The 26,368-nt window shown below is 44.2% G+C and carries 20 protein-coding genes; 9 read left to right on the top strand and 11 right to left on the bottom strand.

From position 1 onward, the window contains the following. Positions 1–64 precede the first annotated feature (64 nt). The gene (locus FQ608_RS00655) at positions 65–1,159 is read right to left on the bottom strand and encodes an Ldh family oxidoreductase (protein ID WP_158855875.1); all 1,095 of its coding nucleotides are present in this window, start codon (positions 1,157–1,159) and stop codon (positions 65–67) included. Positions 1,160–1,271: 112 nt separating this feature from the next. Then, positions 1,272–1,904: a 3-keto-disaccharide hydrolase gene (locus FQ608_RS00660; protein ID WP_158855876.1), complete on the bottom strand. Its 633-nt coding sequence runs from the start codon at positions 1,902–1,904 to the stop codon at positions 1,272–1,274. 275 nt (positions 1,905–2,179) lie between these two features. Here FQ608_RS00660 and FQ608_RS00665 point away from each other — a divergent pair, with 275 nt between their 5' ends. From FQ608_RS00665 to FQ608_RS00675, 3 genes are all read left to right on the top strand, one after another. Beyond that, positions 2,180–2,563 carry a TraR/DksA family transcriptional regulator gene (locus tag FQ608_RS00665; protein WP_158855877.1) on the top strand — a complete coding sequence of 128 codons (384 nt, stop codon included), beginning with the start codon at positions 2,180–2,182 and terminating at the stop codon, positions 2,561–2,563. 3 nt (positions 2,564–2,566) lie between these two features. Next, positions 2,567–3,127: an SMC-Scp complex subunit ScpB gene (scpB, locus tag FQ608_RS00670; protein WP_158855878.1), complete on the top strand. Its 561-nt coding sequence runs from the start codon at positions 2,567–2,569 to the stop codon at positions 3,125–3,127. A gap of 260 nt (positions 3,128–3,387) precedes the next feature. After that, the gene (locus tag FQ608_RS00675) at positions 3,388–4,419 is read left to right on the top strand and encodes a pseudouridine synthase (RefSeq protein WP_158855879.1); all 1,032 of its coding nucleotides are present in this window, start codon (positions 3,388–3,390) and stop codon (positions 4,417–4,419) included. Positions 4,420–4,580: 161 nt separating this feature from the next. On the opposite strand, the gene FQ608_RS00680 is transcribed toward FQ608_RS00675, so the two are convergent. The 5 genes from FQ608_RS00680 to FQ608_RS00700 all read right to left on the bottom strand — a co-directional run bounded on the left by FQ608_RS00680 (position 4,581) and on the right by FQ608_RS00700 (position 10,811). Then, a complete protein-coding gene (locus FQ608_RS00680; protein WP_234363996.1) occupies positions 4,581–5,888 on the bottom strand; it encodes a serine hydrolase in 1,308 nt (435 codons plus the stop codon). Between the two features lie 170 nt (positions 5,889–6,058). After that, complete coding sequence (locus FQ608_RS00685) at positions 6,059–6,661, bottom strand: alpha/beta fold hydrolase (protein ID WP_158855881.1); 603 nt, start codon at positions 6,659–6,661, stop codon at positions 6,059–6,061. 94 nt (positions 6,662–6,755) lie between these two features. Beyond that, entirely contained in the window at positions 6,756–8,171 is a 1,416-nt protein-coding gene (locus FQ608_RS00690; RefSeq protein WP_158855882.1) for an aldehyde dehydrogenase family protein, read from the bottom strand. A 1,267-nt stretch (positions 8,172–9,438) separates the two neighbouring features. Next, positions 9,439–10,056, bottom strand: a complete 618-nt coding sequence (gene udk, locus FQ608_RS00695; protein ID WP_158855883.1) for a uridine kinase — start codon at positions 10,054–10,056, stop codon at positions 9,439–9,441. Positions 10,057–10,226: 170 nt separating this feature from the next. Continuing rightward, positions 10,227–10,811: a non-canonical purine NTP diphosphatase gene (locus FQ608_RS00700; RefSeq protein ID WP_158855884.1), complete on the bottom strand. Its 585-nt coding sequence runs from the start codon at positions 10,809–10,811 to the stop codon at positions 10,227–10,229. Positions 10,812–10,957: 146 nt separating this feature from the next. On the opposite strand from FQ608_RS00700, the gene FQ608_RS00705 reads away from it, so the two are divergent. Then, positions 10,958–11,530 (top strand): LOG family protein, encoded by a 573-nt coding sequence (locus FQ608_RS00705; protein ID WP_158855885.1) that lies wholly within the window; start codon positions 10,958–10,960, stop codon positions 11,528–11,530. Between the two features lie 80 nt (positions 11,531–11,610). Here FQ608_RS00705 and FQ608_RS00710 read toward each other — a convergent pair whose 3' ends face one another. From FQ608_RS00710 to FQ608_RS00725, 4 genes are all read right to left on the bottom strand, one after another. Next, positions 11,611–12,099, bottom strand: coding sequence for a GAF domain-containing protein (locus tag FQ608_RS00710; protein WP_158855886.1), 489 nt, complete (start codon positions 12,097–12,099; stop codon positions 11,611–11,613). A gap of 86 nt (positions 12,100–12,185) precedes the next feature. Then, a complete protein-coding gene (gene ribD / locus FQ608_RS00715; RefSeq protein WP_158855887.1) occupies positions 12,186–13,208 on the bottom strand; it encodes a bifunctional diaminohydroxyphosphoribosylaminopyrimidine deaminase/5-amino-6-(5-phosphoribosylamino)uracil reductase RibD in 1,023 nt (340 codons plus the stop codon). 10 nt (positions 13,209–13,218) lie between these two features. Next, positions 13,219–14,031 carry a DUF4382 domain-containing protein gene (locus FQ608_RS00720; protein ID WP_158855888.1) on the bottom strand — a complete coding sequence of 271 codons (813 nt, stop codon included), beginning with the start codon at positions 14,029–14,031 and terminating at the stop codon, positions 13,219–13,221. A gap of 71 nt (positions 14,032–14,102) precedes the next feature. Beyond that, positions 14,103–15,179, bottom strand: coding sequence for a carbohydrate-binding family 9-like protein (locus tag FQ608_RS00725; protein ID WP_158855889.1), 1,077 nt, complete (start codon positions 15,177–15,179; stop codon positions 14,103–14,105). A 287-nt stretch (positions 15,180–15,466) separates the two neighbouring features. On the opposite strand from FQ608_RS00725, the gene FQ608_RS00730 reads away from it, so the two are divergent. The 5 genes from FQ608_RS00730 (at position 15,467) to ileS (ending at position 26,366) form a co-directional block, all read left to right on the top strand. After that, entirely contained in the window at positions 15,467–16,651 is a 1,185-nt protein-coding gene (locus FQ608_RS00730) for an efflux RND transporter periplasmic adaptor subunit (protein ID WP_234363997.1), read from the top strand. A gap of 24 nt (positions 16,652–16,675) precedes the next feature. Beyond that, on the top strand, positions 16,676–19,843 hold the full coding sequence (locus tag FQ608_RS00735; RefSeq protein ID WP_158855890.1) for an efflux RND transporter permease subunit: 3,168 nt from the start codon (positions 16,676–16,678) through the stop codon (positions 19,841–19,843). 23 nt (positions 19,844–19,866) lie between these two features. Further along, positions 19,867–21,276: a TolC family protein gene (locus FQ608_RS00740; RefSeq protein ID WP_234363998.1), complete on the top strand. Its 1,410-nt coding sequence runs from the start codon at positions 19,867–19,869 to the stop codon at positions 21,274–21,276. Between the two features lie 61 nt (positions 21,277–21,337). Continuing rightward, positions 21,338–22,672 (top strand): dGTP triphosphohydrolase, encoded by a 1,335-nt coding sequence (gene dgt, locus FQ608_RS00745; protein ID WP_158855891.1) that lies wholly within the window; start codon positions 21,338–21,340, stop codon positions 22,670–22,672. Between the two features lie 307 nt (positions 22,673–22,979). Then, on the top strand, positions 22,980–26,366 hold the full coding sequence (gene ileS / locus FQ608_RS00750) for an isoleucine--tRNA ligase (RefSeq protein WP_158855892.1): 3,387 nt from the start codon (positions 22,980–22,982) through the stop codon (positions 26,364–26,366). Positions 26,367–26,368: the final 2 nt, after the last annotated feature.

The following is a 26,368-nucleotide window of genomic DNA, read 5'->3' on the forward strand; positions in this document are numbered from 1 at the left end:
CCATCATATACCGATAAACAGGATTGTGCCTCTTCCGGTTCTAAAAGGCACGGCAGAACTTTGTTTATTGGGGACTGGGTAAAGGAATTTTCGTCTCTTTTGCTATTTTACAAATACTCTCCCAGACAATACCATCCAGCGGAATGCCGTCCTTCATCCGAACCCCATAGGCCTCCCTTTCGGGATCGCCGGGAATCAGCACACGGGGTGTCCCTTCCAAGGGAGGCGTTTCCCGCATCACTCTGATCCAAGCATCCATTGATTTTTTAAAGACTTCCAAGTCCTGAAAGCCCGTTATATCCCAGGCCCCAAAAAAGTGGCCTATCCCTTTTCCCACCTGAGTAATTGGTTGTCCATCAGACCGGATGGCAAAGGGGACTGCAAACGGACCCCAGTTAGCACCGCTAAGTACCGCAGAAAGTACGTCTACCATAGCTGCCAAGCAATATCCCTTGTGACCACTTCCTTCAATATCGCTACCTAGCGGCAACAATGCTCCGTCATTAATCATCGCCAAAGGATCAACTGTAGGCTGACCATCCTTGTCCAAACACCAGCCAATTGGCACTGGCTTTTGCTGCCTGTCCGCTATTTCCACCTTTCCATATGCCACGGTGCTCGTGGCCATGTCAATGACCATAGGCGGCTCTTGCCCGGAAGGGAATGCAATTGCAATCGGGTTTGTCCCCAACATTTTCTCCCTACCGCCAAAAGGCACCACGCCTTTAGTAGTGTTGGTCAGAGAAAGTCCAATCAGGTCTCTTTCGAGGGCCTTTACAGGATAGTAACCAGCTGCGCCATAGTGGTTGGTATTACATACACTTACCCATCCCGATCCATGGATTTCCGCTTTATCCATAGCTATTTCATTACATTTGGGACCAATGATCAATCCTAGGCCATTGTCCCCATCGATCGTGGCGACGCTGCCTTTTTCTCGGATAATTTTCAGTTTAGGATGGATATTTATTCGCCCCACTTTCAGCAAGTCATAATAGGTGATCAGGCGGGCCACCCCGTGGGAATCAATACCGTGTTCATCGCTATAGGCAAGAACGTCTGCGGCCAACTTGCAATCCTCAGATGGAATACCAAAATACGCAAACATTTCTTCCACAAAGCCCCTAAGTGCTATAGGATTGAAAATCAACTTATTCATAGAGGGAAGGAGTTTATAGATGACAAAAAAAATTCCAGCCCATTGTCCAAATAAAGGGACAACAGACTGGATTATAGGGTTTGCACACTCGTGCAGCCATTGGCTTAAATGCTTATGGTAATGGCTTTATTTTGATGTCTTTATAATAGATAATACTTTGGGGATCGTGGGCCTGTAAGGCTATAGTTCCGCTGCTTAGCCTCTTTTTGCTGTCGCCAATATCTCCCCTGTCTTGAGACTCCACAAACTCATTTACCACTTTACCGTTTACTTTAACAGTAATTTTATCACCTTCTACTCGGATGGTTTTGGTGTACCAATCACCGTCGTTCACGAATGTTTCCTTTACATCTTTGAAGCTATAAACGCTTCCTGTCTTTCTCCAATCACCGTGGGACTGGTTGACCTGAATCTCATATCCGACATCGGGCCATCCGTCTTCCTGATAATCTGTATGAATAAATATTCCGGAATTCGCCTTTTCTTCGGTTTTGACAGTTGCCTGGAATTCAAAATTTTTGAACTCCCCCTTGTTCACTTTACCTGTGTAAAACAAATGTGCCCTCGGGCCATCTATTTTAATAGCCCCATCCACTACCTGAAAGGATGATGCATTGGCACCTACAGTCCAACCTTTAAGGGTCTTCCCGTCAAATATTGTATACCAGCCGTCCTTGTCTTTTTTCTGACCATAAGAGGTCATTGAGACGAAAACAACCAAGCACATTAAAATTAATTTCTTCATATTATTAAGGTTTATTAAACTGTAAATAATCTTAAAAGTACACTTTTATGAAGTAGTTTTCAAATTAATCTTTTTAAACGGTATAATTTATTCCTAAAATAAAAAATTGGATTCAACTATAAATAGGCCGACTGCAACCCTGTTAGCTGCTATCCGTAGAGCAAGTATAAATTAAAAATTTAAATAGTTTTGAATTTAAAATGCTAGCCGTATTTTAGAGAAATTTTTAACAAAGATAGACCTAAGTTTAAAACACATAGTTTACCCAACACACCATGAATCAGGAAGAGAAAACTTCATACTCCCAGGAAGAACTCAAGGAATTTGAGGACCTCATCCAGGAAAAATTAACTCTAGCAAAGGACGAATTGTCCCAGCTCAAGAAAACGCTGAGTAAAAGTAACGACAGTGGTACCGACAACACGGCATCTACGTCAAAATTACTGGAAGACGGTGCCGATACCTTGGAGCGGGAAAACCTAAGTCAATTGGCGGCTAGGCAGCAAAAGTTTATTATAAACTTGGAAAATGCCCTCCGTCGAATTAAAAATGGTACATATGGCGTATGTGTTGACACCGGAAAACTTATTGCCAAGGAGCGCTTGCGGGCGGTTCCCCATACTATGCACAGCATCGAGGCGAAACTGGCAAAAAAATAACGGGTGGATTTTCTGCACAGACACATAGAAGCACTTATCTTTTGTTCAAAAGAGCCTCTGGCTATGCCGGATATCCAACGGTGCCTGAGCGAAATGTTTGAATCAGAGATACCCGATGAGCACATCCACCAGGCCATAGAGGCCCTTCAGCAAAAATACCTTGCTGATGACTTTTCGTTTGCGTTGGAAAAATCAGGGGGTGGTTTTCAATTTTTAACCAAACCCGCATACCAAAACAGTGTTTCCATCCTACTCAAACATCAGTCTCAAAAGCGGCTTTCCACGGCGCAGTTGGAGACGCTTTCGATTATTGCCTACAAACAACCTATCAGCAAATCTGAAATGGAGCAAATCCGGGGTGTCAATTGTGACTATTCTGTGCACAAATTGTTGGAGAAGGAATTGGTGATTATTACGGGTAAGTCTACTGGTCTTGGAAGACCACTGCTTTACGGAACCAGCCAGAAATTCATGGATTACTTTGGAATCAATGATATCAAAGACTTGCCGCAGCCAAAAGATTTCGTTCAGGAATCGAATGAAATCGGGGAACAGAAGGAATAAAGAAAATCATCAATTATACTTTTTTAATGCACCATTTTTACAAATTCATATTACGATAGAATTTACATATTGGTATTTTGACTCGACAAATCAGCACATCTTTTGTGATAAAGGGATGAAGATCAATATTTTTACTTCCCAAAAAAACCAAATGCAACAACAATAACGTATCTTTGAACTCCGAAAAAAAAATAGGAGAAAAATTATCTCCCTAACAAAACCATTTTACACAAATTATACAGCAGAGATGCTGCAGGACAATGAAAAAAGACAACAAAGGGAACAAGCCTTCCCATTCACCCGAATTCGGTGACAAAAAAAAATCCCGTACACCTCGAAAGGGTTCTTTTGGAAAAGACCAAAAACCAGAAAATAGCTCGAAGAAACTATATCTAGGGAGAGGAAAGGATCAAAAACCGATATATGAGTGGTCTGACGAGGCTCCGAAAAAGAAAAAACCAGCTTTTAAAAAGCCATTTTCTCCGATCAAATCTAAGGCGAAATTTAAATCGGATGAAAGGAAGCCAGAATATACTTTCAAGGGAGTAGAGAGTAAGAATAAAAATAAAGATACGGACGAGATTCGCCTCAATAAGTACATCGCAAATGCCGGTATATGTTCCCGGCGTGATGCGGATAAGCTAATCGAAGGAGGAGAAATCAAAGTAAACGGACAGGTAATCACCTCACTTGGCTACAAAGTACAGCGCGGAGACAAGATCCTCTACAATGGCAGGACGCTAAATCCGGAAAAGCCAATGTACGTCCTGCTCAACAAGCCCAAAGATTTTATTACGACTACCGATGATCCCTATGAGCGGAAAACAGTTATGCAGCTCGTGGAGAATGCCTGCGACGAACGTATTTTTCCCGTGGGTAGATTGGATAGAAATACGACTGGATTGCTGCTGTTTACCAACGACGGTGAATTGACCGAAAGTCTAGCCCACCCATCCAACAATATCAAAAAAATCTACCAAGTTACATTGGACAAGCCACTTTCCCAAAAGGATGCTGATATCATTATGGAAGGGATAGAATTGGAGGACGGACCTACGAAAGTCGATGATTTGCAGATACTCTCCAAGGATAAAACCATTCTGGGGCTGGAGATTCACTCCGGAAAAAACCGGATAGTGAGACGGATTTTTGCCCATTTCGGATATGATGTAGTCGCCCTTGACCGGGTCACCTACGCTGGTCTAACAAAAAAAGACCTGCCGCGTGGCAAATATAGGTTTTTGACCGAAAAGGAAGTTATTAATTTGAAGTACCTAAGAAGGAAAAAGTAGCCGATTGGCTACTTTTTCCATTTTTTAGCCCGTTGTTGTTTGAAGTTCTGAATTACCGTCTGAAACAGTCAAATAATGAAGCCTCTCAATTAAATTGTAAAAAACATAGTTTCCTGGTAACGTTGTCTAGTTTATTTGGGTTGAGGCGCGATCATTTGGGTTTACTCTTCAATCCTCCTGCCCAGCGTTTCCTGTCCGCCCTGAATCAGGGTCAAGCTCTCCACAACACCATCTTTTAGTTGAAAGGAAATCTTTGCCTGAACAACAGTTAGGTAAAAAATCGTGTCGTTTTCAGGGTATATTTCAACCCTTTCCTGCCCTGTTGGTTGTCCAAACAACTGCTTCCCTTCTTTGGTGATAGAGATTTTAAATTCCGGCGCTAACTCGTAGGTACCAACATATTGTTCAAGGACGGATTCAGGTAGGTCAACTGCATCTCCTAGGAATTTCATGTCCGCCAATTCCGAACTCGGATCGAGTAAGTAGAAACCAATATCATCAGAACCTGTGGATGAATTAGTGAGAAGAACCACACCGATCCTTGTTTCTTTTACAAATCCGGCAAAAGTTCTGTAACCACCAGTGCCGCCATTGTGCCAGATTACATCTCCATCTTCCCCCTTTTTAATATGCCAGCCCATTCCTACTCCCATTTCCCCTGCTTTTTGATGTCTAGCTTTATGGGTTAATTCCATAGCCGCCGCCAAGGGGCTTTTCACATAACCCAAATTAGCAGAAATAAATTTGGCCATATCTGATGATGAACTTCGGATTGCACCTGCACCGGCAAGTGTGGGGATGTCCCAATTTTCAACAACCTTGCCGCCACTGTGCCCAAGGGCCAGGTTTTCCTTCATGCTATCAGTCAACCGGATTCTGGTATCCTCCATTTCTAAAGGATCGGCAATAGTTTGAACAATCAATTCTTCATAAGCACTGTTGGAATTCATGGCAAGCAAGTGCCCCAAAAGACCCTGGGCAAGATTTGAATACTCATATTCAGCACCTACTTCCCGGACTGGTTGATAGTTTGAAATAAATTCATACATCAGGTCTTCCGTATAGTCTGCAAAAGGATTGCTGGGGTTAGCGGGGGCAAAATTGTCCGGCATCCTTGGCAAGCCGGAGGTATGGTCGGTTAGGTTGCCGAATGTAATTTCTGTATCACCCATCACAGGGATTTTGAAGTTATCCGGTAAAAATTTATTTATCTCATCTTCCAGCTTGAGTTTCCCATCCAGTACTTGTTGTGCAAGAAGTATCGCCGTGAACGCTTTGGAAATAGATCCTATTTCATAGATGGTATTTTCGTCCACTGCTTTACCGTCAACGGCAGTTTTGCCAAAATTATAATAATGAATTCCCGTGGAGTCGATTACCGCTATGGAGATACTTGGTGTAGCGTTTCCCTCTATACGGTTTTCAATAGTCTCCACCACCTCAGGCGGGAGATCCTTTATAACTTTCATAGTTGAAGTTTCCTGACATTGAAAGGTGATAAGAGCTATTGGCAGTAAAATTAGTGGTATCCTAAAGTGTTTCATAGGTGCTTTGATTTAAGATTTAATGTTTCTAATAAAATGGTGAGGTTATCTAAAATAATATGTCTGTTCATATTGAGCGTAGTCGAACCCCAATTTTAGGAGTCGTCAGTTCTTTCGTCTTGTCCAATCTCACCTACAAAATCGGATAAGATAGCTGCCAATTCTTTAGCTTTACTTATCATCGGTAAATGTCCGCTATCAATAGTAATAATTTTTTCCGCCTTTAGATTCTTTGCCATTTTATCCTGGAAATCACCCCGCATGGCCTTATCATTTTCCAACTTAATATACAGTCGCTTGGTGTCAGGTAAGTTAAAGGTTATTTTTGTTTTATAAAGTACTTTTGACTCCGGAGTAAAATCCTTCACTATTTTTGAAGCTTGTTCGGATGTCAAGTCGTTGCAGAGTTCTCTTTCTATTGATTTTTGTGGTGGTTTCGTTCCAAAAAACCTCAATATTATAGGCATTATCAATTTTTGCGGAAACGGTAATGAAGAAACAAAGGAATTTCCGTTTGTTGGAATAACAGAACGTTGCTCATCCTCTCTTAGGCTAAGTTTCTCTGAAAGCACTCTTTCAATTTTGTCTTGAATGAATTTTGGTAAAAATGCGTGCAAAGTTTCTATTGCAACTAAAAACCATCCTGATATGGAAAGAATTTGGTTTGGAACTGTCTGGGTAACATCAATTCCGTCCATTCGATATATTATTTCTTCTACAAACCCTGGCATCAAAGAAATCGAACAAGAATTGTTCTAATACTAACTAAAACCAATCTCTCCCCTCGCTAAACTAAACCCACTTCATAAAATACTTGATCAGCTTCTTAGTCTTCATCGTATACGGAGGATAAAACGTCTTTGTCGGGGAAAAGCCAGGCCGCTGTTTGAATACCGCCTTTTCATTGGAAAAGGCAAAAAATCCATATTGTCCGTGGGCCTTGCCCATCCCGCTTTGCCCTACCCCGCCAAATGGCAGCGAAGGATGGGCAAAGTGTACCGCACAGTCATTGAAACATAATCCCCCGCTGCTGGTTTTGGCAGCAACCTGCTCTTGGATATACTCCTCGGTGGAGAACAAATACAGGGCAAGCGGCTTTTCCCGGCTATTGATAATAGCCAACGCCTCATCCAGCAAGGTGTAGGCCTGGAGTGGCAGAATGGGTCCAAATATCTCCTCGGTCATCACACCCGTGCTTTCGTCCGCCCCTTGTATCAGTGTAGGAGAAAAAAGGTTTTTTGCCTCATCGATCTCTCCCCCATAAATTACCTTCGCACCACTTGCTATCGCCTCTTCCAGCAATTTCTTTAACCGATTCCAATGTCTCCCGTTAATGATGCGACTGTAATCGGAACTCTTATGTATGCCCTTTCCCTTGGGGTTTCCCATGGCTTCTAGGCTTTCCTGCAAGTAGGCCTTAAATTCCTCATAAACACTTTCCTGCACCAATACGTAATCTGGTGCGACGCAGGTCTGCCCGCAGTTCAGGAACTTTGCCCAGGCGACCTTTTTTGCGGCATCCTTCAGGTCGCAATCCTTGTCTATAATCACGGGAGATTTGCCTCCCAGCTCCAAGGTGACGCTAGTCAGGTGGTTGGAAGCAGCCTTCATCACCACCTTGCCAATAGCGGGGCTGCCTGTAAAAAATATATGGTCAAAGGGGAGGGACAGCAACAATTCTGACACCTCCACCCCGCCTTCACTTACAGTTACTTCATCCGGCTCATAAAGCTCCTGCGCCAATCTCCGGATCAAGGCCGCCGTGTGGGGTGCCATCTCGGAAGGCTTGAGCCATACGGTACATCCCGCAGCTAAAGCCGAAACCAGCGGTCCGATGCAAAGGTTAAAGGGATAGTTCCAAGGGGAAATAATTAGTGCACAACCTTTGGGTTCGGGGATTACGTAAGCAGAACTCCCGAGCATATGCATTGGGGTTTTAACCTTTTTAGGTGCCATCCAGGAGGACAAGTTGGAAATTGCATGGCTGATTTCACCCTTAACCATGGAAAGTTCCGAAATATCCGCCTCGGATGCGGATTTGCCTAGATCCGCATAGAGGGCCTTTCGGATATCATCCGCATTTTCGGTGATCCAGCCCTGCAGGGTCTTTAGTTTGGCAACTCGCTGTAAGACCGAGGAGTCCCGGATTTCTAGCGATTTTTGTTTTTGGGCAGCAAAGGTAGCCTTGGATTCTATGGTATTTATCATGGCCGGGTTTGGTTTAGTTACCTACAGGTACGGTAATGAAGTAAAAAAAGACGAAAAATCCAACGATTGTCAACCCATTACTTTTGCACATATCTGCAATATTCGCCATTGGTAAAAAAAACTTGTCAAATAAACATTTACATAACGAAAAGCGTTTATATTTACGACAACCTAAATAATCGCCCAATGTATTATAGTATCGATGGATTGTTTCAGAAGGAAGTCCTTCCTGAAAAACAGCGTATTAATGTTATCAAATCCTATATTAAAAAGATAAAAGAAGATAGCAGAAACAAGAAAAGGAGCTAAGAACTCCTTTTTTTATGCTCCCTTGCCGTTTTAAACCGCAAAAAATGCAAAGTAGCAGGTAGACGTGGATAAAGCGTGTTTTTTAGTATTGAATTACACCTCGATGTCAATAAAAATATCAGCGCAAATCAGCGCAAATCAGCGGGCAATTCTTTCTGGAGGTGAGATAGAACACGTATGATGCGGATGACACCGATAAAGCGGGTTTTTGTTTTATATTAATTCTCGAGGCTAATAAAAGAAATCCGTTCAATCCGCCAAATCTGCGTTCCATTCGATTCGAGGTAAAATAGAACACGGATGGAGCGGATGACACGGATAAAGCGGATTTTTTTGTATTGAATTACACCTCGATGTCAATAAAAATATCAGCGGAAATCAACTCAAGTCAGCGGGCAATTCTTTCTGGAGGTGAGATAGAACACGTATGATGCGGATGACACCGATAAAGCGGGTTTTTGTTTTATATTAATTCTCGAGGCTAATAAAAGAAATCCGTTCAATCCGCCAAATCTGCGTTCCATTCGATTCGAGGTAAAATAGAACACGGATGGAGCGGATGACACGGATAAAGCGGATTTTTTTGTATTGAATTAAACCTCGACATAAATAAAAATAATCAGCGTAAATCAGCGTAATCCCGAAAAACCGGGACAAGTTATGCGGACCTTCCTTTCTAGAGGTGGAATAGAACACGGATGATCCGGATGAGATCGATAAAGCGGATTTTTTATAAATATCGTCGTGGCCTCAAGTCATGTTGGTTATCTTTAAAAATCCAAACTGCAAATGAAACTCCAACTTCGACGCTGAATCAAAAACTATGTGCTCTATGCGCCCTATGTGGCTACCCTTTTACATGCAAAAAAACCATGTTTCAAAACCAACATAAAATCTCTGTGTCCTCCGTGTACCCTCCGTGCCCTTTATAGTCACCCCTTTTTCCCTAGGAACTCACTTATGACACCTTTCCCTTTAAAAAAGTCTTAAGCACTTCCAGTGCCTTTTCAAATCCCCTGTTGTTCGGAACAATTAGGTCAGCGTCGTGTTTGAAGGGTTCAATGTACTTTTCATAAGTTGGCATTACGTGCATCTCATAGCGGTAAAGCACATCATCCAAATCATATCCCCGCTCAACTTTGTCACGTACTATGCGGCGTTTGAGTTTGATGTATTCCTTGGCATCTATAAAAACTTTCAGGTCAAGCAAATTGGCTAATTCGGGGTAGTAAAGCACAAAAATCCCCTCCACCACCACCACAGGGGCGGGTTTGAATTCAAGGATTTTGGGGGTTTTGTTGGGATTGTTGAAGGTATATTCCTGGCGGAAAACCGTTTCTCCAGCCTGAATCTTCCGAATATCACCTGCATATTCTTCAAAATCGATGGAATGGGGCGTGTCAAAATTATAAATCCCTTTGTTGTCAAGCGGCTGCAGATTCCTAGCCTTGTAGTAGTTATCCTGGGAAATCAAGCATACCTGACTGGAATCAAACGCATGGAGCAGCTTATCCAGAAAGAGGGTCTTCCCCGATGCACTTCCTCCGGTAATGCCAACGATATAGGGCTTCTTCATGGGAGACAAAAGTAACTCAATTTTTGGAATAGCCCCCGATAAGCATTAGAAATTGGACCTAGATCCACCAAAAGGAACGGGCAATTATCCGATAATCGAAGTATTTGGCCAATCTGTAAATGTTGATTTCTATCAACTACCGACAAGTCAGCGAAGGAAAAATGCCTTCCTCAAAAATCCCTTGTCAATAAAAACTGCACCAATTTCGCTACCGCCCTACCCCGGTGACTGATCTGGTTCTTCTCTTCCATGGATAGTTCCGCAAAGGTGCGGTCATATCCGTCAGGCTGAAATACCGGATCGTAGCCAAATCCTTTTTCTCCAAAACGTTCTTCAGTAATCACTCCATCCACTTTACCTTCAAAAGAATATTCTTCGCCCTGCAAGATAAGGGCGATCACGGTGCGAAAGGAAGCGTTTCTGTTTTCCTTTCCCTCCATTCTTTTTAGCAACAACTCTACGTTCCGTTCGTCGCTGCGTGGTTCCCCGGCAAATCTTCCGGAATACACCCCCGGTGCGCCATCCAACGCAACTACTTCCAGCCCGGTATCGTCGGCAAAGCAATCCACGCCATAGGTTTCGGATACATATCGGGCCTTTTGAAAGGCATTATGATATAGGGTATCCCCAGTCTCGGCCAATTCTTCCTTGCAGCCGAGTTCCTCAAGGGAGATGATACCGATCTTTCCAGACAGTGCGGACTTGATTTCATCCAGTTTCTTGGCATTGTTACTTGCAAAGCATATGTTTTTCATCTGTTTATAATTCTTTTTTCAATGGTCAGATGGAATCTCGCAATTATAATCATCCCACTGTGTGACGATCTCGTCATGCTCGATTTCATGCCCGAAAATATCTATTTTTTGGATGGGAAGGGCAGTTTTTTCCGTAATTTCCCATCATGAAAAAAATCACTGTCTACTGTGGTTCCAACAAAGGAAGGGATTCGGCCTTTGAAGCAGGCGCAAAAACCCTTGCTAAAGAGCTGATCAAAAGAAACCTCGAACTTGTCTATGGAGCCGGCAAGGTGGGATTAATGGGAATCATAGCGGATGAAATGCTGCGGGCAGGAAGTAAGGTTTATGGAATTATTCCCCAAAGCCTAGTCAATATAGAAGTGGCCCACTTAGGACTGACAGAACTTACCGTTGTCGAAACCATGCGGGATCGAAAATGGCTGATGGCTGAAAAAGGGGATGGCTTTATTGCCATGCCTGGAGGTATAGGCACGCTGGAAGAACTCTTCGAAATCATGACGCTCAACCAACTGGGGTATATACAAAAACCTCTTGCCCTATATAATGTCAAAGGCTACTATAATAAACTTCTGGACTTTTTAAGTTTTTCGAGTCAGGAGGGCTTTCTGAGACAGGAACAGTTGGATAGCCTGATTGTCTCCGACGATGCGGAGTGGCTACTGGAGCGAATGGCGGCGTATACCCCGAAATATATTCCCAAGTGGGAGGTCAAATAAATTGATTCTGTCAGAAAACCTTCAAGGTTTTTAGCCAAAGGTTCAGTTTCAAAATTACTTTTAAATAAACCTTGAAGGTTTTATTTCAGAATAGTCGTTGCCAGCAAATCTGCCAACTGCTCCAAATAAACTTGGTCAGTGGTGTCAAAATGATCGAGTTGTTCGGAGTCCACATCCAAGACCATCATTACCTTTCCGTCCTGAACTACCGGAACAACGATTTCGGACCTTGAAGCAGAGCTACAGGCAATATGTCCAGGAAAGGCATCCACATCTGGTACCAGTTGGGTTTTCCCAGTTTCCCATGCCGTCCCACAAACACCTTTTCCAAATCCAATCCGGGTACAGGCCACGGGGCCCTGAAAAGGACCCAACACAAGTTGCTCCCCCTTCACTAGATAAAATCCCACCCAGAAAAAGTCGAAAGCTTCTTTTAGAACGGCACTGACATTTGCCAAATTGGCTATAAGATCAGGCTCATCGATGATCAAGGCCTCCAACTGCGGAAGCAAAGCTTTGTAAACTTCGTCTTTGGAAACATCGGATGGAATATATAGGCTGCTGGACATATAATTTTATAGATTTTAATTTTATTTTCTTCGTCTCAGAAATCAATCTTCTCACACAATAAAAAGAACGGAGCTAAATTTCGAAATCACCTGTAATAGACATCTAGGCGGTCTCCCATAATATCCAGTGTTTGGTTTGGAACCAGGTTCAGATGCGGGCTGGGAATCCCCGATCCAAAGGTTACTTTTCCGGTAAATACCCGGGCCTCATCCCAAAGATCCTGACTTATAAAATGCTGCAACAGGATACTGCCTCCCTCCACCAACACACTCTGCACCTTTCGCCGATGTAAATCAGCCAAGAGATCACCTACCTGAAAATCCGGCATCAATTGGACATAGTGCAGATTTTCCAGTTCTTCCTCTTTGATCAGATTATAACAGATAGTAGGCTGGGTTTGGTCAAAGAGATAACCATTAGGATCCAAGGTCAACTGTTTGTCGATAACGATCCGCAGCGGATCCCTGCCACTCCAATCCCGTACATTAAGCTTGGGATTATCGTAATGGGCCGTTTTAGTACCTACCAATACAGCATCTTCCTCTGCCCGCCATCGGTGCACAAGTTGCCGGCTGTGGGCATTGCTGATCCACTTACTGTCGTAGTCGGATTGGGCAACAAACCCGTCCCGGGTCTGTGCCCACTTGAGTAGGACATAGGGACGGTTCTTTTCCATTTGGGTGAAAAAGCGGCGGTTTTGACTGCGTGCCTCTTTTTCAAGAACTCCCGTTACCACAGGGATACCGGTTTCCCGCAATTTAGCAATCCCCTTTCCGCCGACCAGTGGATTCGAATCCACCGCGGCAATAATAACTTCCTTAACTTTTTTTCCAACTAACAAATCAGCACAGGGTGGTGTTTTTCCTACATGGGCACAGGGCTCCAGCGTAACATAAACGGTGGCCTTTTCAAGTAGATCAGGATTATTGACATCCGCAACAGCATTGGGTTCGGCATGTGGTCCGCCGTAGCGTTCATGGTAACCCTCGCCAATGATTTGATCGTCGACCGTAATGACACAGCCCACCATCGGATTAGGACTGACGTTGCCTCTACCCAATTCAGCCAGTTCCAACGCACGGCGCATAAATAATTCATGCTTTTCCATCGGTGATCTGTTATTCTTTAGCGACTGGTTTTAAGGAAATGTTTCCCAAATTTATTACTGAATCAGCAAAAGTTGTAAGATTGAGAGCACTGTCGAGGTGCGAGACTCTTGGGCGTATAAGAAGTCGGTAGAGATTGGGAGGCAAGCCTCTTAATCTAAACTCTCCCGTTCCGCTCGTTATTGTAGAAAACGTATCCGCCTCATGGATGGCATAAACATAGGGCCTAGCCGCAGACGGCTGCACAATGCCCCTTACTTCTGACGTGCGGTCGAGGGTGAAAGCCCTAAGCACAGGCTCTAAAACAAACGTATCCGAAGCTCCCGGCTTGACGGAAGACGCCAAGTCAAAATCTATATAAATATCCAACGCAAAATTTGCGGCGGCATTGGACTGAAGATTCATTGTGAGGAAATTTTCGATATTGTTGGCGAGTTGAAGGGGGAACCGCTCACCGTTTTTTATAAAATAATGGGTATCACCTAGTAGTAATCTAACTTGGGTCACGATACCCGCAGGCACCTCTTTCCTTCCCAGCAGCAAACGCTGACTACCCACAAGATCTGTTAATCGGACGGTTTTATCCGCAGGGGTATAGGGCAAAAACACCCATTCCCCATTTTCCAAGCCCCTACTTCCCGCAGGCAACACCTCCACTCCCAATACTTCCACCCATACTTCGTCAAAATCACCGGGCGCATCTATCAGTAAAACATTGATAAGCGCCTTATTGTCGGAACTGCTATTCTCACAGCCTGCAAGGATTCCAAAAAAAAGAAATAACCCCGTTGTAATTTTTACAGACAACTGTTTTGGAATATTCACTGGCAAATGATTTTTTGGTTGAACGCATGTTTATTTTTCAACGCAAAAATAAGGGAATGGTTGATAGCAACCTACTGTTTCCAGATCCTACCGTCTTCGGTAATGAACCAGTTCTTGCTGGAATCATCGATTGACGGAATGGAAAGTTTAAAGCGGGTTCGGCTAACTTCAAATTCAACCTCGATTCCGGTCGGTACAGTTCCTTCTACCGAATTCAGTTCCTGGACTGTTTCGGCATACCTGGAATGCTCCTTGAAAAAGGCCTTCTGTGCATAATACAAGTCTCGAAGATTGGTTTTTATTTGCTCGTCAGCATGTTTTACAAAAGGAACAGTACCTGTACCTACCTCCACTTCGGAAAACTGAACATATCCCCAGCGGTCGGGAATATGCATGTTTATCACGCCAATGGGAGACCATACCCAGTTGTCCTCCGGAAAATGTTTTCCGGTTTCTGGATTGATTACTTTTGTGTACATATTGTCCTTCACTTCAAGTTGCCATTGAACGCGGGAAAAATTGATCCTCCACTGGTGCCCGTCGCTTGGAGGTGAGGAACGCTGCGTGAGGGAACTCCAGGGAATGGCCATCTCCACAGACCAGTATACATCCGTATCAGAGGGGTCGTTTAGAGTTCCTTCCAAATGAACAGTAAATTCGAAGTCGTTGATATTCCATCCATTGATCGGTTTACCACCATCCTTGTATGGTTTTGTCAGTAGCAGATCCCAAAGCGTACCTAGCGCATTGATTTCCCATTCGTAATAATTGTGGGTATCTCCATCGGGGTCCAGAAATACTTCTATATCATTCTCATGAAATATAACCGATTCCCGCTCCGTATAGGTGGCCCAAAGGTGGGGTTCATCCAGTTTTACACCGATGTAAAAAAAATCCTTGTCCCACAACATCTTCATACGGGTAAGATGGGTCGGTTTAGGCATCTCATCTCCTTGAATGTCTACAAACGCATCCGACCAGGGTGCCAACTCCCAAACAGCATCATCCAATTTTCCATCAATAATAGGTTTGGTAGGGCTTTGGTAGCTGACATATGTTTTTGGAGCTGAATCCGTTTGGGCTATATTTTCGGAAAGGAACACTCCTGATAAAACCACCAAAGTACATGTTTGAAGGAATTTTTTCATTTGACTTGACATCGGATAATTAGTGTAAAATACTGATATAATACTATAATCAGGAATAGGTGATAGGTTTTAGATTTAATTAAACATCTAAAGTTAAACATTTCCCGTCCCTCTTTTTCATTTTGAAAAACTGCGAATGCCCGCTTATAAAATTACAACTTTACAAATATGTAGGTTTTTCTACCTTTAATAATCGGTTAACACCTACTTTTCAACTAAAGGGAGAAACGGAACTACTCGTTTTCGAAAACGAATATAATTTATTGAAACATATTATTTGACCAAAAATGATGAATGGTACCATATTCAAATGCCCTCTGTCCACAAACATTGTTTCAATTGTCCTGCTGTTGGTATTGACAAATTGCAAAGGCGTTGACAATAAAGAATCAGCAGCAAGTCAGCAACCAAGAGAATTCCCGGTGATCCAGGTGGTGGCCAAGGACACCGTATTACATCGGCAATATGTCGCAGAAATCATGGCTATCCAAAATGTGGAATTAAGGGCCCGTGTTCCCGGCTTTCTGGAAAAAATTTATGTGGACGAGGGCATGGAGGTACAAAAAGGCCAGCTCCTATTCAAAACAAACGATCAGGAACATAGAGCCGAATTGGCCAAAGCTGTGGCCAATCTGCTAAGCGCACAGGCAGAAGCCAGAGTAATGGAATTTGAGATAGATAACCTCAAAATCATGGTGGACAAAAATGTCATTTCCAAATCGGAATTAGATATGACCAAAGCCAAATATGAAGCCATATTAGCCAAAATCGAAGAAGCCAAATCAGCAGAGCAAAACGCCCAGGTACAACTTTCATATACCGAAATTCGAAGCCCTTTCAACGGAACCCTAGATCGTTTTCCACAACGAACTGGAAGCCTTATCGACCAGGGGACCTTATTGACTACGGTTTCCGATGTAAGTTCGGTTCATGTTTACTTCAATGTCTCGGAAATAGAATACTTGGAATATATCAAGTCCAGTGCAGATGAAAGAGCCCAGAATAATGTAATACAATTGGTACTTGCAGATGGTTCTCCCTACCCATTCGATGGCCTTATAGAAACGATGGAGGGAGAGTTTAATGCAAATACCGGATCGATAGCTTTTCGGGCAAAATTCCCCAACCCAAGCAAGATTCTAAAACACCGGGCCACAGGAAAGGTAATTCTCACCAATACTATAAGAAATGCAATCATTATCCCTCAAAAAACGGTATTTGATATTCAGGACAGAAGTTTTGTGTATGTCGTCGATGAAAACGATCAGGTTCAAATAAGAAGTATATTTCCGAAAGCACGTTTCTCCCATTATTACATCATCGAATCAGGCTTGGAACCTGGTGAGCGGTTGATATTCGAGGGGATACAAACCATCAAACCCGGCATGTCCATTTTGCCACAACCAATCGCCTTTGAGACCGAGCCTGACACTGAAGCAACGGCCTCGATTGTCAACACTTCCTTCCCGTAATTATTCATCAGCAAAGGTTTAAGTATGTTTGATCTATTTATAAAGCGGCCCGTCCTTTCCATTGTAATTTCTTTGTTTTTCGTTTTGCTGGGGATGCTTTCGTTTTTTTCATTACCTGTAGAATTATTTCCGGATATTGCTCCGCCCTCCATTGCAATTAAAGCCAAATACCGGGGTGCAAATGCGGAGGTTTGCGCCAAAACAGTTGCTACTCCACTGGAAAAGGTTATCAACGGAGTGCCGGGAATGACCTACATGACCTCAGTATCCAGCAACCGGGGTACCACCATCATCAAGGTTTACTTCGAGGCTGGAACAAATCCTGATCTGGCGGCGGTGGAAATCCAAAACCGAATATCTACTGTCGTGAACGAACTACCTGAAGAAGTAGTGAAAGCCGGCGTAACAGTGGAAAAACAGGTCGAAGGCCTTCTGATGTACCTAAATGTGTTCAGTGAAGACACATCCTTGGATGAGGCATTTATTTATAACTTCACCGACCTGAATGTCTTGCAGGAGCTTCGGAGAGTAGACGGTGTGGGTTTGGCCGAAATTATGAGTACTAAGGATTATTCCATGCGTATCTGGCTGAAGCCTGACCGGATGACTTCCTATCGGGTTTCTACGGATGAGTTGGTGGAAGCTATTAGAAATCAAAACGTAGAAGCAGCTCCAGGGCAGTTGGGCATTAGCTCTGGTAAGGAATCACAAATGCTGCAATATGTTCTTCGCTACACGGGTAAGTTTTTTGAACCCAAACAATATGAAAACCTAGTCATTCGTGCCAATGCCGACGGATCCATCCTCCGACTAAAGGACGTTGCAGACGTTGAATTTGGATCATTGAACTACGGTCGGATTTCCAAAACGGACGGCAAGCCCGCCGCATCCATCATGATTGTACAGCGGCCTGGATCCAATGCCAGTGAAGTAATTGCAAACGTGAAAAAACGCATCTCTGAACTCAAGGGTGATACCTTTCCCAGCGGTATGGATTACCAAATCTCCTATGATGTATCAAGATTTTTGGATGCTTCTATCAAAGAAGTATTGATTACCTTGGTCGAAGCATTTATCCTTGTATTTATCGTTGTATTTATATTTCTGCAGGATTTTAGATCCACTCTTATTCCTACATTGGCGGTCCCGGTTGCGCTCATAGGAACCTTGTTTTTCATACAAATGCTCGGCTTTTCCATCAATTTGTTAACGCTGTTTGCCTTGGTGCTTGCGATAGGAATCGTAGTAGACAATGCCATCGTCGTGGTAGAAGCTGTTCATTCCAAAATGCAGCAAACAGGCATGGCACCCATGCCTGCTACTTTTGCGGCGATGAAAGAAATCAGTGGTGCTATCATCGCCATCACCATGGTCATGTCCGCGGTCTTTGTTCCGGTGGCATTTATGTCCGGTCCTGTAGGCATCTTCTACCGCCAATTTTCCATTACCCTGGCCATAGCAATCGTTATTTCGGGGATCAATGCCCTGACGTTGACCCCTGCTCTTTGCGCCATTATGCTTAAGAATCACTACGGTGAAGATCACATAAAAAAAACGGGGCTTTTACAGCGGTTCTTTGACTGGTTCAACCGGGTTTATGGCTATTTCGAGACCAAGTATTTCGGATATGTTACCTACCTCACACCCAAAAAGGGGGTGACAACCCTAATCCTACTCTTCTTTTTTGTGGGTACATGGGGAATTAGCAAAATTCTCCCCACAGGTTTTATACCCACAGAGGACCAGAGTATGGTTTATGTGAACGTAACTACTCCGGTTGGCGCCACCGTGGAGCGGACAGAGCGGGTTCTGGATGAAATGCAGCGGATAATAGAGAATGTTGATGCGGTGCAAACTGTTTCTAGCTTGGCGGGATATTCCCTATCCAACGGACTTTCGGGTGCTTCTTTTGGTATGGCCATGATCAATCTCAAATCTTGGGATGAACGTGAAGAAACCATTCAGCAGACCATGGAAGCCTTTAGGGAAAAAACAAAGGATATTTCTGATGCCAAAATTGACTTCTTTTTGCCACCAACTGTTTCTGGATTTGGGAACTCAAGTGGCTTTCAGATGCGTATATTAGACCAGACAGGCACTGGGAACCTAGAAAGACTTGGGACTGTAACCGATGATCTAATCGAAGCACTGGAAGCTGCGCCGGAAATCAACAATGCCTATTCGGATTACGATCCCAGTTTTCCTCAATTTATGGTGCATATCGACCAGGACATGGCTGCGAAAAAAGGCATTACTATCCAAAAAGCTATGAATACCATGCAGATTTTATTGGGAGGTATGTTTGTGTCTGACTTTGTTCGCTTTGAACAGATGTACGATGTGATGGTACAGGCAGCCCCAGAATATCGGTCCAAGCCCGAGGACGTGCTTAAGCTTCACGTAAAAAACAATGTGGGTGAAATGGTTCCTATATCCAGCTTCCTTACGATGGAAAGAGCTTATGGTCCAGAACAGCTCACACGCCATAACATGTACAATTCGGCAACCGTAAAAGGAAGTCCAGCACCCGGCTTCAGTAGTGGAGATGCCCTCGCCGCCATAGAGCGCATTACCGCTGAAAATCTCCCCCAAGGATTCAATTACGACTGGTACGGGATGTCCCGTGAGGAAGTTACTTCCGGGAATCAGGCCATTATCATTTTTGCCATTTGCCTCCTTTTTGTTTATTTATTGTTGGCAGCGCAGTACGAGAGTTTCTTGCTTCCGCTTCCCGTTATTCTTTCTTTACCTACGGGGGTTTTTGGAGCATTCTTTATGTTGTACCTAGTCGGCCTTCAAAATAACATTTATGCCCAGGTGGCGCTGATAATGCTTATTGGCCTGTTGGGTAAGAACGCTATTCTAATCGTGGAATTCGCTATCCAAAGACGCGCTTCAGGCCTTTCGGTAGTAGAATCAGCTGTAGAAGGAGCTGTATCACGACTCCGACCTATATTGATGACGTCCTTTGCTTTTATAGCAGGTCTTATTCCCTTGGCTATGGCCACCGGCGCAGGTGCGCTTGGCAATCGATCTATTGGCACAGCAGCGGCTGGTGGAATGTTGATCGGAACCATTTTCGGTTTGATCATCATACCTGGCCTGTATGTGATTTTCGCCCAACTCACCGGCAAAAACAAACCTGTTGAAACCCCTAAGCTTGTTGAACGGGAAGAACAATTAACTATCTGATTTCACATTTTAGCTGAATTTACATGAATAAATCAGTAACATACCTCATCATATTGAGTGGCATGTTCGCCTTCTTAAGTTGCAAAAGCATGGAGGTTCCAATCATGCCGTCGTTGGATGAGGTACCGGATGCTTTTTTAAACTATCAGGATAGCAGCAGCATGGCGGAGATTCCATGGAGGGATTTTTTCAATGATCCAAATTTAATCAACCTGATAGATACTGCATTGAAAAATAATCTTAACCTTCTAAGTACCTTAGAACGGATAGAGATAGCAAAGGCACAATTTCAAATAGGAAGAGGATTGCTCTTTCCCACTATGGACGCCATCGTACGGTACAGGTCAGGGGATATTCGGCCAAACCTGTTCAATGGGACCGTGAATGGCGATCGGAATGTGATTAACCGTGTCGAAAATAATTTTGTCGGCTTTCAAAGCACTTGGGAAATTGACCTGTGGGGTAAACTTCGGGATAGAAAAGAGGCCGCTTTTCTTAATATACTGGCAACAGAAAAAGGAAAGCAGCTGGTCACCACTACGCTGGTTGCGGAAATTGCCACCTTGTACTACGATTTGCTGGGCCAGGATATAGAACTTGCTACTATAGAAAAAAACATTGCCTTTCAAGAAATGGCGTTGGAGTTGATCAAAATTCAAAAATCCGCAGGAAGAGCCACTGAACTGGCGGTTCAGCAATTTTCTGCCCAGCTCCTTTCCACCCGAAGCATGCAGTATGAAAAAAAGCAGGAAATCATCGAAACGGAAAATTACCTCAACTTCTTGCTGGGAAGGTTTCCCCAGCAAATCCCCCGAGCCGAATCCCTGATGCAAATTAAACTGCCCTTTGTCGCTGAAGTAGGTATGCCATCCGATATGTTGCTTTTAAGGCCTGATATCCAACAAGCCGAATTCGAACTGCGGGCAGCCGAATTCAATGTTGAAGCCGCCAGAAAAGAATTTTTACCTTCCTTTTCTCTTACGCCCTACATTGGTCTGAATGACCGTAGTATTCCAGCGGCGTTTCAGTTTCCGGGTGCCGTTTCCGTGGGTCTATTGGGAGGAATAACGGCTCCAATTTTCGCGCAAAACCGAATCAAATCAGAGTTCCAAATAGCCACCTCTTCCAATAAAATCGCTCTATATAATTATCAGGAAGCAATTCTCAACGGGTATCAGGAAGTTATGAACAAGCTTCAGCGGGTTGAAAACCTAAGGAATATATACAGCCTCCGGGATCAGGAAACAGCCGTATTGCTGAATGCCGTTACCACGGCCGATGAACTTTACCGAGGAGGATATGCGACTTATTTGGAAGTAATCACAGCTCAGTCGAGGGTACTAGAGGCAGAATTGAGCATGACCAATACCCGCAGACAAATGTTCTATACCGTGGTAGACCTATACCGTGCCTTGGGTGGAGGATGGGAATAGACTTGGCAAAATACTTCACATTTATGCCTCATTATATTCCTTGCCTTTGTAATTTTGGCACATGATGCATTGGGAAACATTATTGCGGCCTGTGGAGCTCCATCAAAAATCAGCCGCTTCATCTGCCTTCCGGAGTGTTTTTGAACGGGATTTTGACCGAATTGTATTCTCAGCTCCCTTCCGCAACCTTCAGGATAAGACACAGGTATTTCCCCTGCCCGAAGATGATTTCGTTCACACACGGCTCACACACAGCCTGGAAGTGGCTTCGGTAGGACGGTCTCTCGGCAAAACTGCGGGCGACTACCTGATTCAAACTTACTCAAAGCTAGCTGACACCCAGATTACCGCCACCGATATCGGCGCTATTGTATCCGCCGCGGCCCTGACCCATGACATAGGCAATCCTCCCTTCGGCCATGCAGGGGAAGAAGCGATTTCTGATTTTTTCAAATTTCATCCTTACGGACAGCTTTGGAAACCATTTCTCACAGCTGCCGAATGGGCTGATATGGTGCGTTTTGAGGGCAATGCGCAGGGATTCCGCATGTTGGTTGCCAAGGAAAACGGGCTTCGCATTTCAGCAGCAACTTTGGCCGCTTTTACGAAATATCCCAAACCCGCCCTAGCAACATCCTCCCTCCCGAATCGACGAAGCCAAAAAAAATACGGTTTTTTTGCAGATGAAAAAAGCACGTATGCGAATCTGGCAGAGGCGTTGGGTATTGAATCACTTGCGGCAGACTGCTGGATGAGGCACCCCTTGGCTTTCTTGGTAGAAGCTGCGGATGATATCTGCTACAGCATTATTGATCTGGAAGATGGCTGCACCCTCGGACTCGTAAGCTTGGAAGAGACCATTTCTTTGTTGGCAGCAATTATCGGGGAGCGCTTTTCCCAAGAAAAACTAAGTGAATATAAAACAGATAAACAGAAACTGGCTATTTTACGGGCCATGGCCATACAGCAACTGATCACCGAAACGGTCGAAGCCTTTAAAGAAAAAGAAGCGCAGATGCTTTCCGGTGAATTCGATCAGGCGTTGACGGATATCCTGCCATCTACTGAGGTCCTCAACAGGATAAGTACTCTTTCCGTGGCAAAAATCTACCGGTCACAGCCAGTGCTAGAGAAGGAGGCTGCGGGATTTCAGGTATTGGAAGGACTACTGGAGGTTTTCTCCAAAGCCCTCTACCATAATCAATATGAGAAAAACCGGTTTTCCGGACAGGACAGAAGCATCCTACGCTTACTTCCACCGGAATTTCCCGCTGAATTGGATACACCTCCTTATATGCTGTTGCGGTCCCTCATGGATTTTATTTCCGGAATGACCGACAAATACGCCCTTTCTCTGTATCGCAGAGTTAAAGGAATTACAATACCGGGGACATGATTAGGAAAATACATCAATACCACATACAAGGTACTTCATTCCTTTCATTTGAAGCATGGAAAGGCGATCAAAAGGGCGCAGATAGGCATGGGGCCTATGTTTGAGGAGGAATTGGAAAAATTACTTCATCCCGAGTAAGTTGAAACAAACTTACCATTGCCTCTTTAGATAGTTTTTTACATAATAGCAATGAACTTGATCCACATTTCTATTAACTTTACGCCTTCTTTTGAATGAGTTGATTTTCCTTGGGGAAAATTATGTTCTCCCAAACTGGAGCAACTGAGTGCAAAACTAAATCAATACGGTGAAAAAATATCAGGAGTTCAAACAGGTGCAATACCCTGAAATTGGCGAAAACATATTAGCATTTTGGAAAGCAAATCAGATATTTGAAAAGTCTGTCGAAAGCCGGGAGGGATCACAGACCTTCACTTTTTACGAAGGTCCACCTTCCGCTAACGGTACCCCTGGGATTCACCACGTCATGGCACGTACCATCAAGGATGTGTTCTGCCGATACAAAACCCTGCGGGGATTTCAGGTAAAGCGCAAAGGCGGATGGGATACCCATGGCTTGCCTGTAGAACTGCAGGTGGAGAAGGATCTGGGGATTACCAAGGATGATATTGGAAAAAGCATTTCTGTGGAGGAATACAACCAAAAATGCCGGGAAACGGTAATGCGTTATAAAAACGAATGGGATGACCTGACGGAAAAGATCGGCTATTGGGTAGATTTGGATGATCCGTATATCACCTTTGACGCCAAATATGTGGAGACCTTGTGGTATCTCTTAAAAAAACTATACGATAAAGATTTACTCTATAAGGGCTACACCATACAGCCCTATTCGCCGGCAGCCGGAACCGGACTAAGTTCCCATGAACTCAATCAGCCGGGTTGCTACCGGGATGTCAAAGACACGTCTATCACCGCGCAATTTAAGGTAAAAGGAGAAGTAGATACCTATATACTCGCTTGGACCACTACACCTTGGACCCTCCCCTCCAATTCCGCTTTGGCAGTAGGAGAAAAATTGGATTATGTAAAAGTTAAGACTTTTAACCCCTACACGTTTGAACCAGAAACCGTCATCTTGGCAAGAGAAAGGATGGCCGGGTATTTTAACCCAAAGGCAGCGGACATCTCTTTGGAAGCCTATAATCCGGGAGATAAGCTGATACCCTATAAGGTCTTAGTGACCGTCAAAGGGACTGATCTTTTGGGTTTGGCTTACGAACCGCTGTTTCCAATAGAAACACTTGCACTACCCCACCCTGCCTTCACCGTAATCACAGCTGACTACGTCACTACCGAAGACGGTACTGGCATCGTTCATCTGGCGAAAGCTTTTGGAGCTGATGACTTTAGGACCCTAGTTCAACAAAACGTACCCGGCATCTTTGTCAAAGACGAGCTGGGTAACGATATTCCCATAGTGGATAAAAAAGGAAAGTTTATCCCGGTTGTGGGTGAGTACCTGCTGGCTAAGATGAAGGAGCACGGGATATACGGTCACAAGGAACTGGGTGTGGATGATTTTTATGTCAAAAATTATCCGAAAGATGACGAAGCCAATCCGGACTACAAATCTACGGACGTAATCATTTCGATCATTCTGAAAAACGAGAACAAGGCCTTTAAGGTCGAAAAATACGAACACAGCTACCCTCACTGTTGGAGGACGGACATGCCCATCCTTTATTATCCGATGGAAAGCTGGTTTATCAAAACCACCGCTTACAAGGATAAGCTGGTCGCCCACAACAAAACCATCAACTGGAAGCCGGAAGCTACCGGAACGGGAAGGTTTGGAAACTGGCTGGAGAATCTGGTAGATTGGAACCTAAGCCGATCACGATTCTGGGGAACTCCTCTTCCTATCTGGAGAACTGAAGACGGATCCGAAACATTATGTATCGGTTCAATCTCTGAGCTGGAAGCAGGAATCGCTGACGCAATTTCTAAGGGCTTTATGGAAAAATCCCCTTATGAAGGTAAAGAAGTAGATCTGCACCGTCCCTATGTGGATGATGTGGTGTTGGCGTCCCCAAGCGGCCAAAGAATGTTCCGGGAGACAGACCTTATCGATGTTTGGTTTGACTCGGGGGCAATGCCCTATGCCCAGTGGCACTATCCGTTTGAAAATCAGGAAATCTTCGAGGCCAACTATCCGGCGGATTTTATTGCGGAAGGCGTGGATCAGACAAGGGGCTGGTTTTTCACACTGCACACACTATCCGTGATGTTGTTTGACAGTATATCCTTTAAAAACGTCATTGCTAACGGGCTTGTTCTGGATAAAAACGGCAACAAAATGTCCAAACGCTTGGGCAATGCCGTGGATCCCTTCAAGACTCTAAAGGAGTACGGACCCGATGCGCTTCGCTGGTACATGCTCAGCAATGCCAACCCGTGGGATAATCTAAAATTCAATGAAGAAGGTGTCGCAGAAGTACAGCGAAGGTTTTTCGGTACGCTTCAAAACACCTACAACTTCTTTGCTTTATACGCCAACTTGGATCACTTCACCTATGATACTGAACGAGCCATCCCGGTCAACGAGCGGCCTGAACTGGACCGGTGGATCATTTCCAAGCTACAGTCATTAATTCAGGATGTGGAGAAATCCCTAGACCACTACGACGCAACTCCTGCCACCCGGGTTATCATGAATTATACCGTAGACCAGTTGTCCAACTGGTATGTTCGGTTGGCCAGAAAACGGTTTTGGAGGGGAGATATGAACCCTGACAAACAAGCGGCCTACGAAACACTTTACGAATGCCTTCAGACAATCTCACAATTGATGTCACCTGTGGCACCTTTCTATGCCGAGTGGTTATACCAGAATCTTACGGCTGGAGCTCGGGAAGAAGGGCAGGATTTGGCAACTTCCGTGCACCTAACAAACTGGCAAGCCGCCAACCAAGATTGGATACAAGATGACTTGGAGACAAGCATGAAGCTGGCTCAGGATATTTCTTCCTTAGTTCACTCTCTTCGTAAGAAAGAACGGCTCAAAGTTAGGCAGCCCCTTCAGAAAATCCTTATCCCTGTGTTATCGGAAAAAAGAAAGGCACAGATCCAACATGTAGAAGAGTTAATTCTTTCTGAAGTAAATATAAAAGCCATCGACTACATCGATGACACTTCTGGGATATTGGTGAAAAGCATCAAACCCAATTTCGCCCTGCTTGGGAAGAAATATGGGCCACAAATGAAGTTGGTGAGCCAGAAGATTCAGGGATGGGGGAAAGATGAAATAGCAGTGATCGAGCAGGAAGGAAAAATCCAAATCAGTATTGGCAGCAATCAGGTTGACATTCTTTTGGAAGAAACGTTGATCAGTTCACAGGATATACCGGGTTGGTCAGTTGCTACAGAGAGTGGTTTGACCGTGGCGTTGGATGTCACCGTTACGGAGGTGCTTAAGCAGGAGGGAATTGCAAGGGATTTGGTCAACAGGATTCAAAACCTGAGAAAAGACATGGGTCTCGACGTACAGGACAAAATTCACATTACCTTAGCAAACCAAAGCGAGGAAATAGATACGGCAATCCGTGCATTTTCCGAGTACATCCAAACAGAAACCCAGGCGTTGGAATTGACGTTTGTAAGAGAATTGCCAGAGGGAACCCTACTGGATATGGACGAATTCGAACTCACTGTGCTTGTAGAGAAAGTATAACT

Source organism: Lunatibacter salilacus (assembly GCF_009797935.1).
Lineage (GTDB): Bacteria > Bacteroidota > Bacteroidia > Cytophagales > Cyclobacteriaceae > Lunatibacter > Lunatibacter salilacus.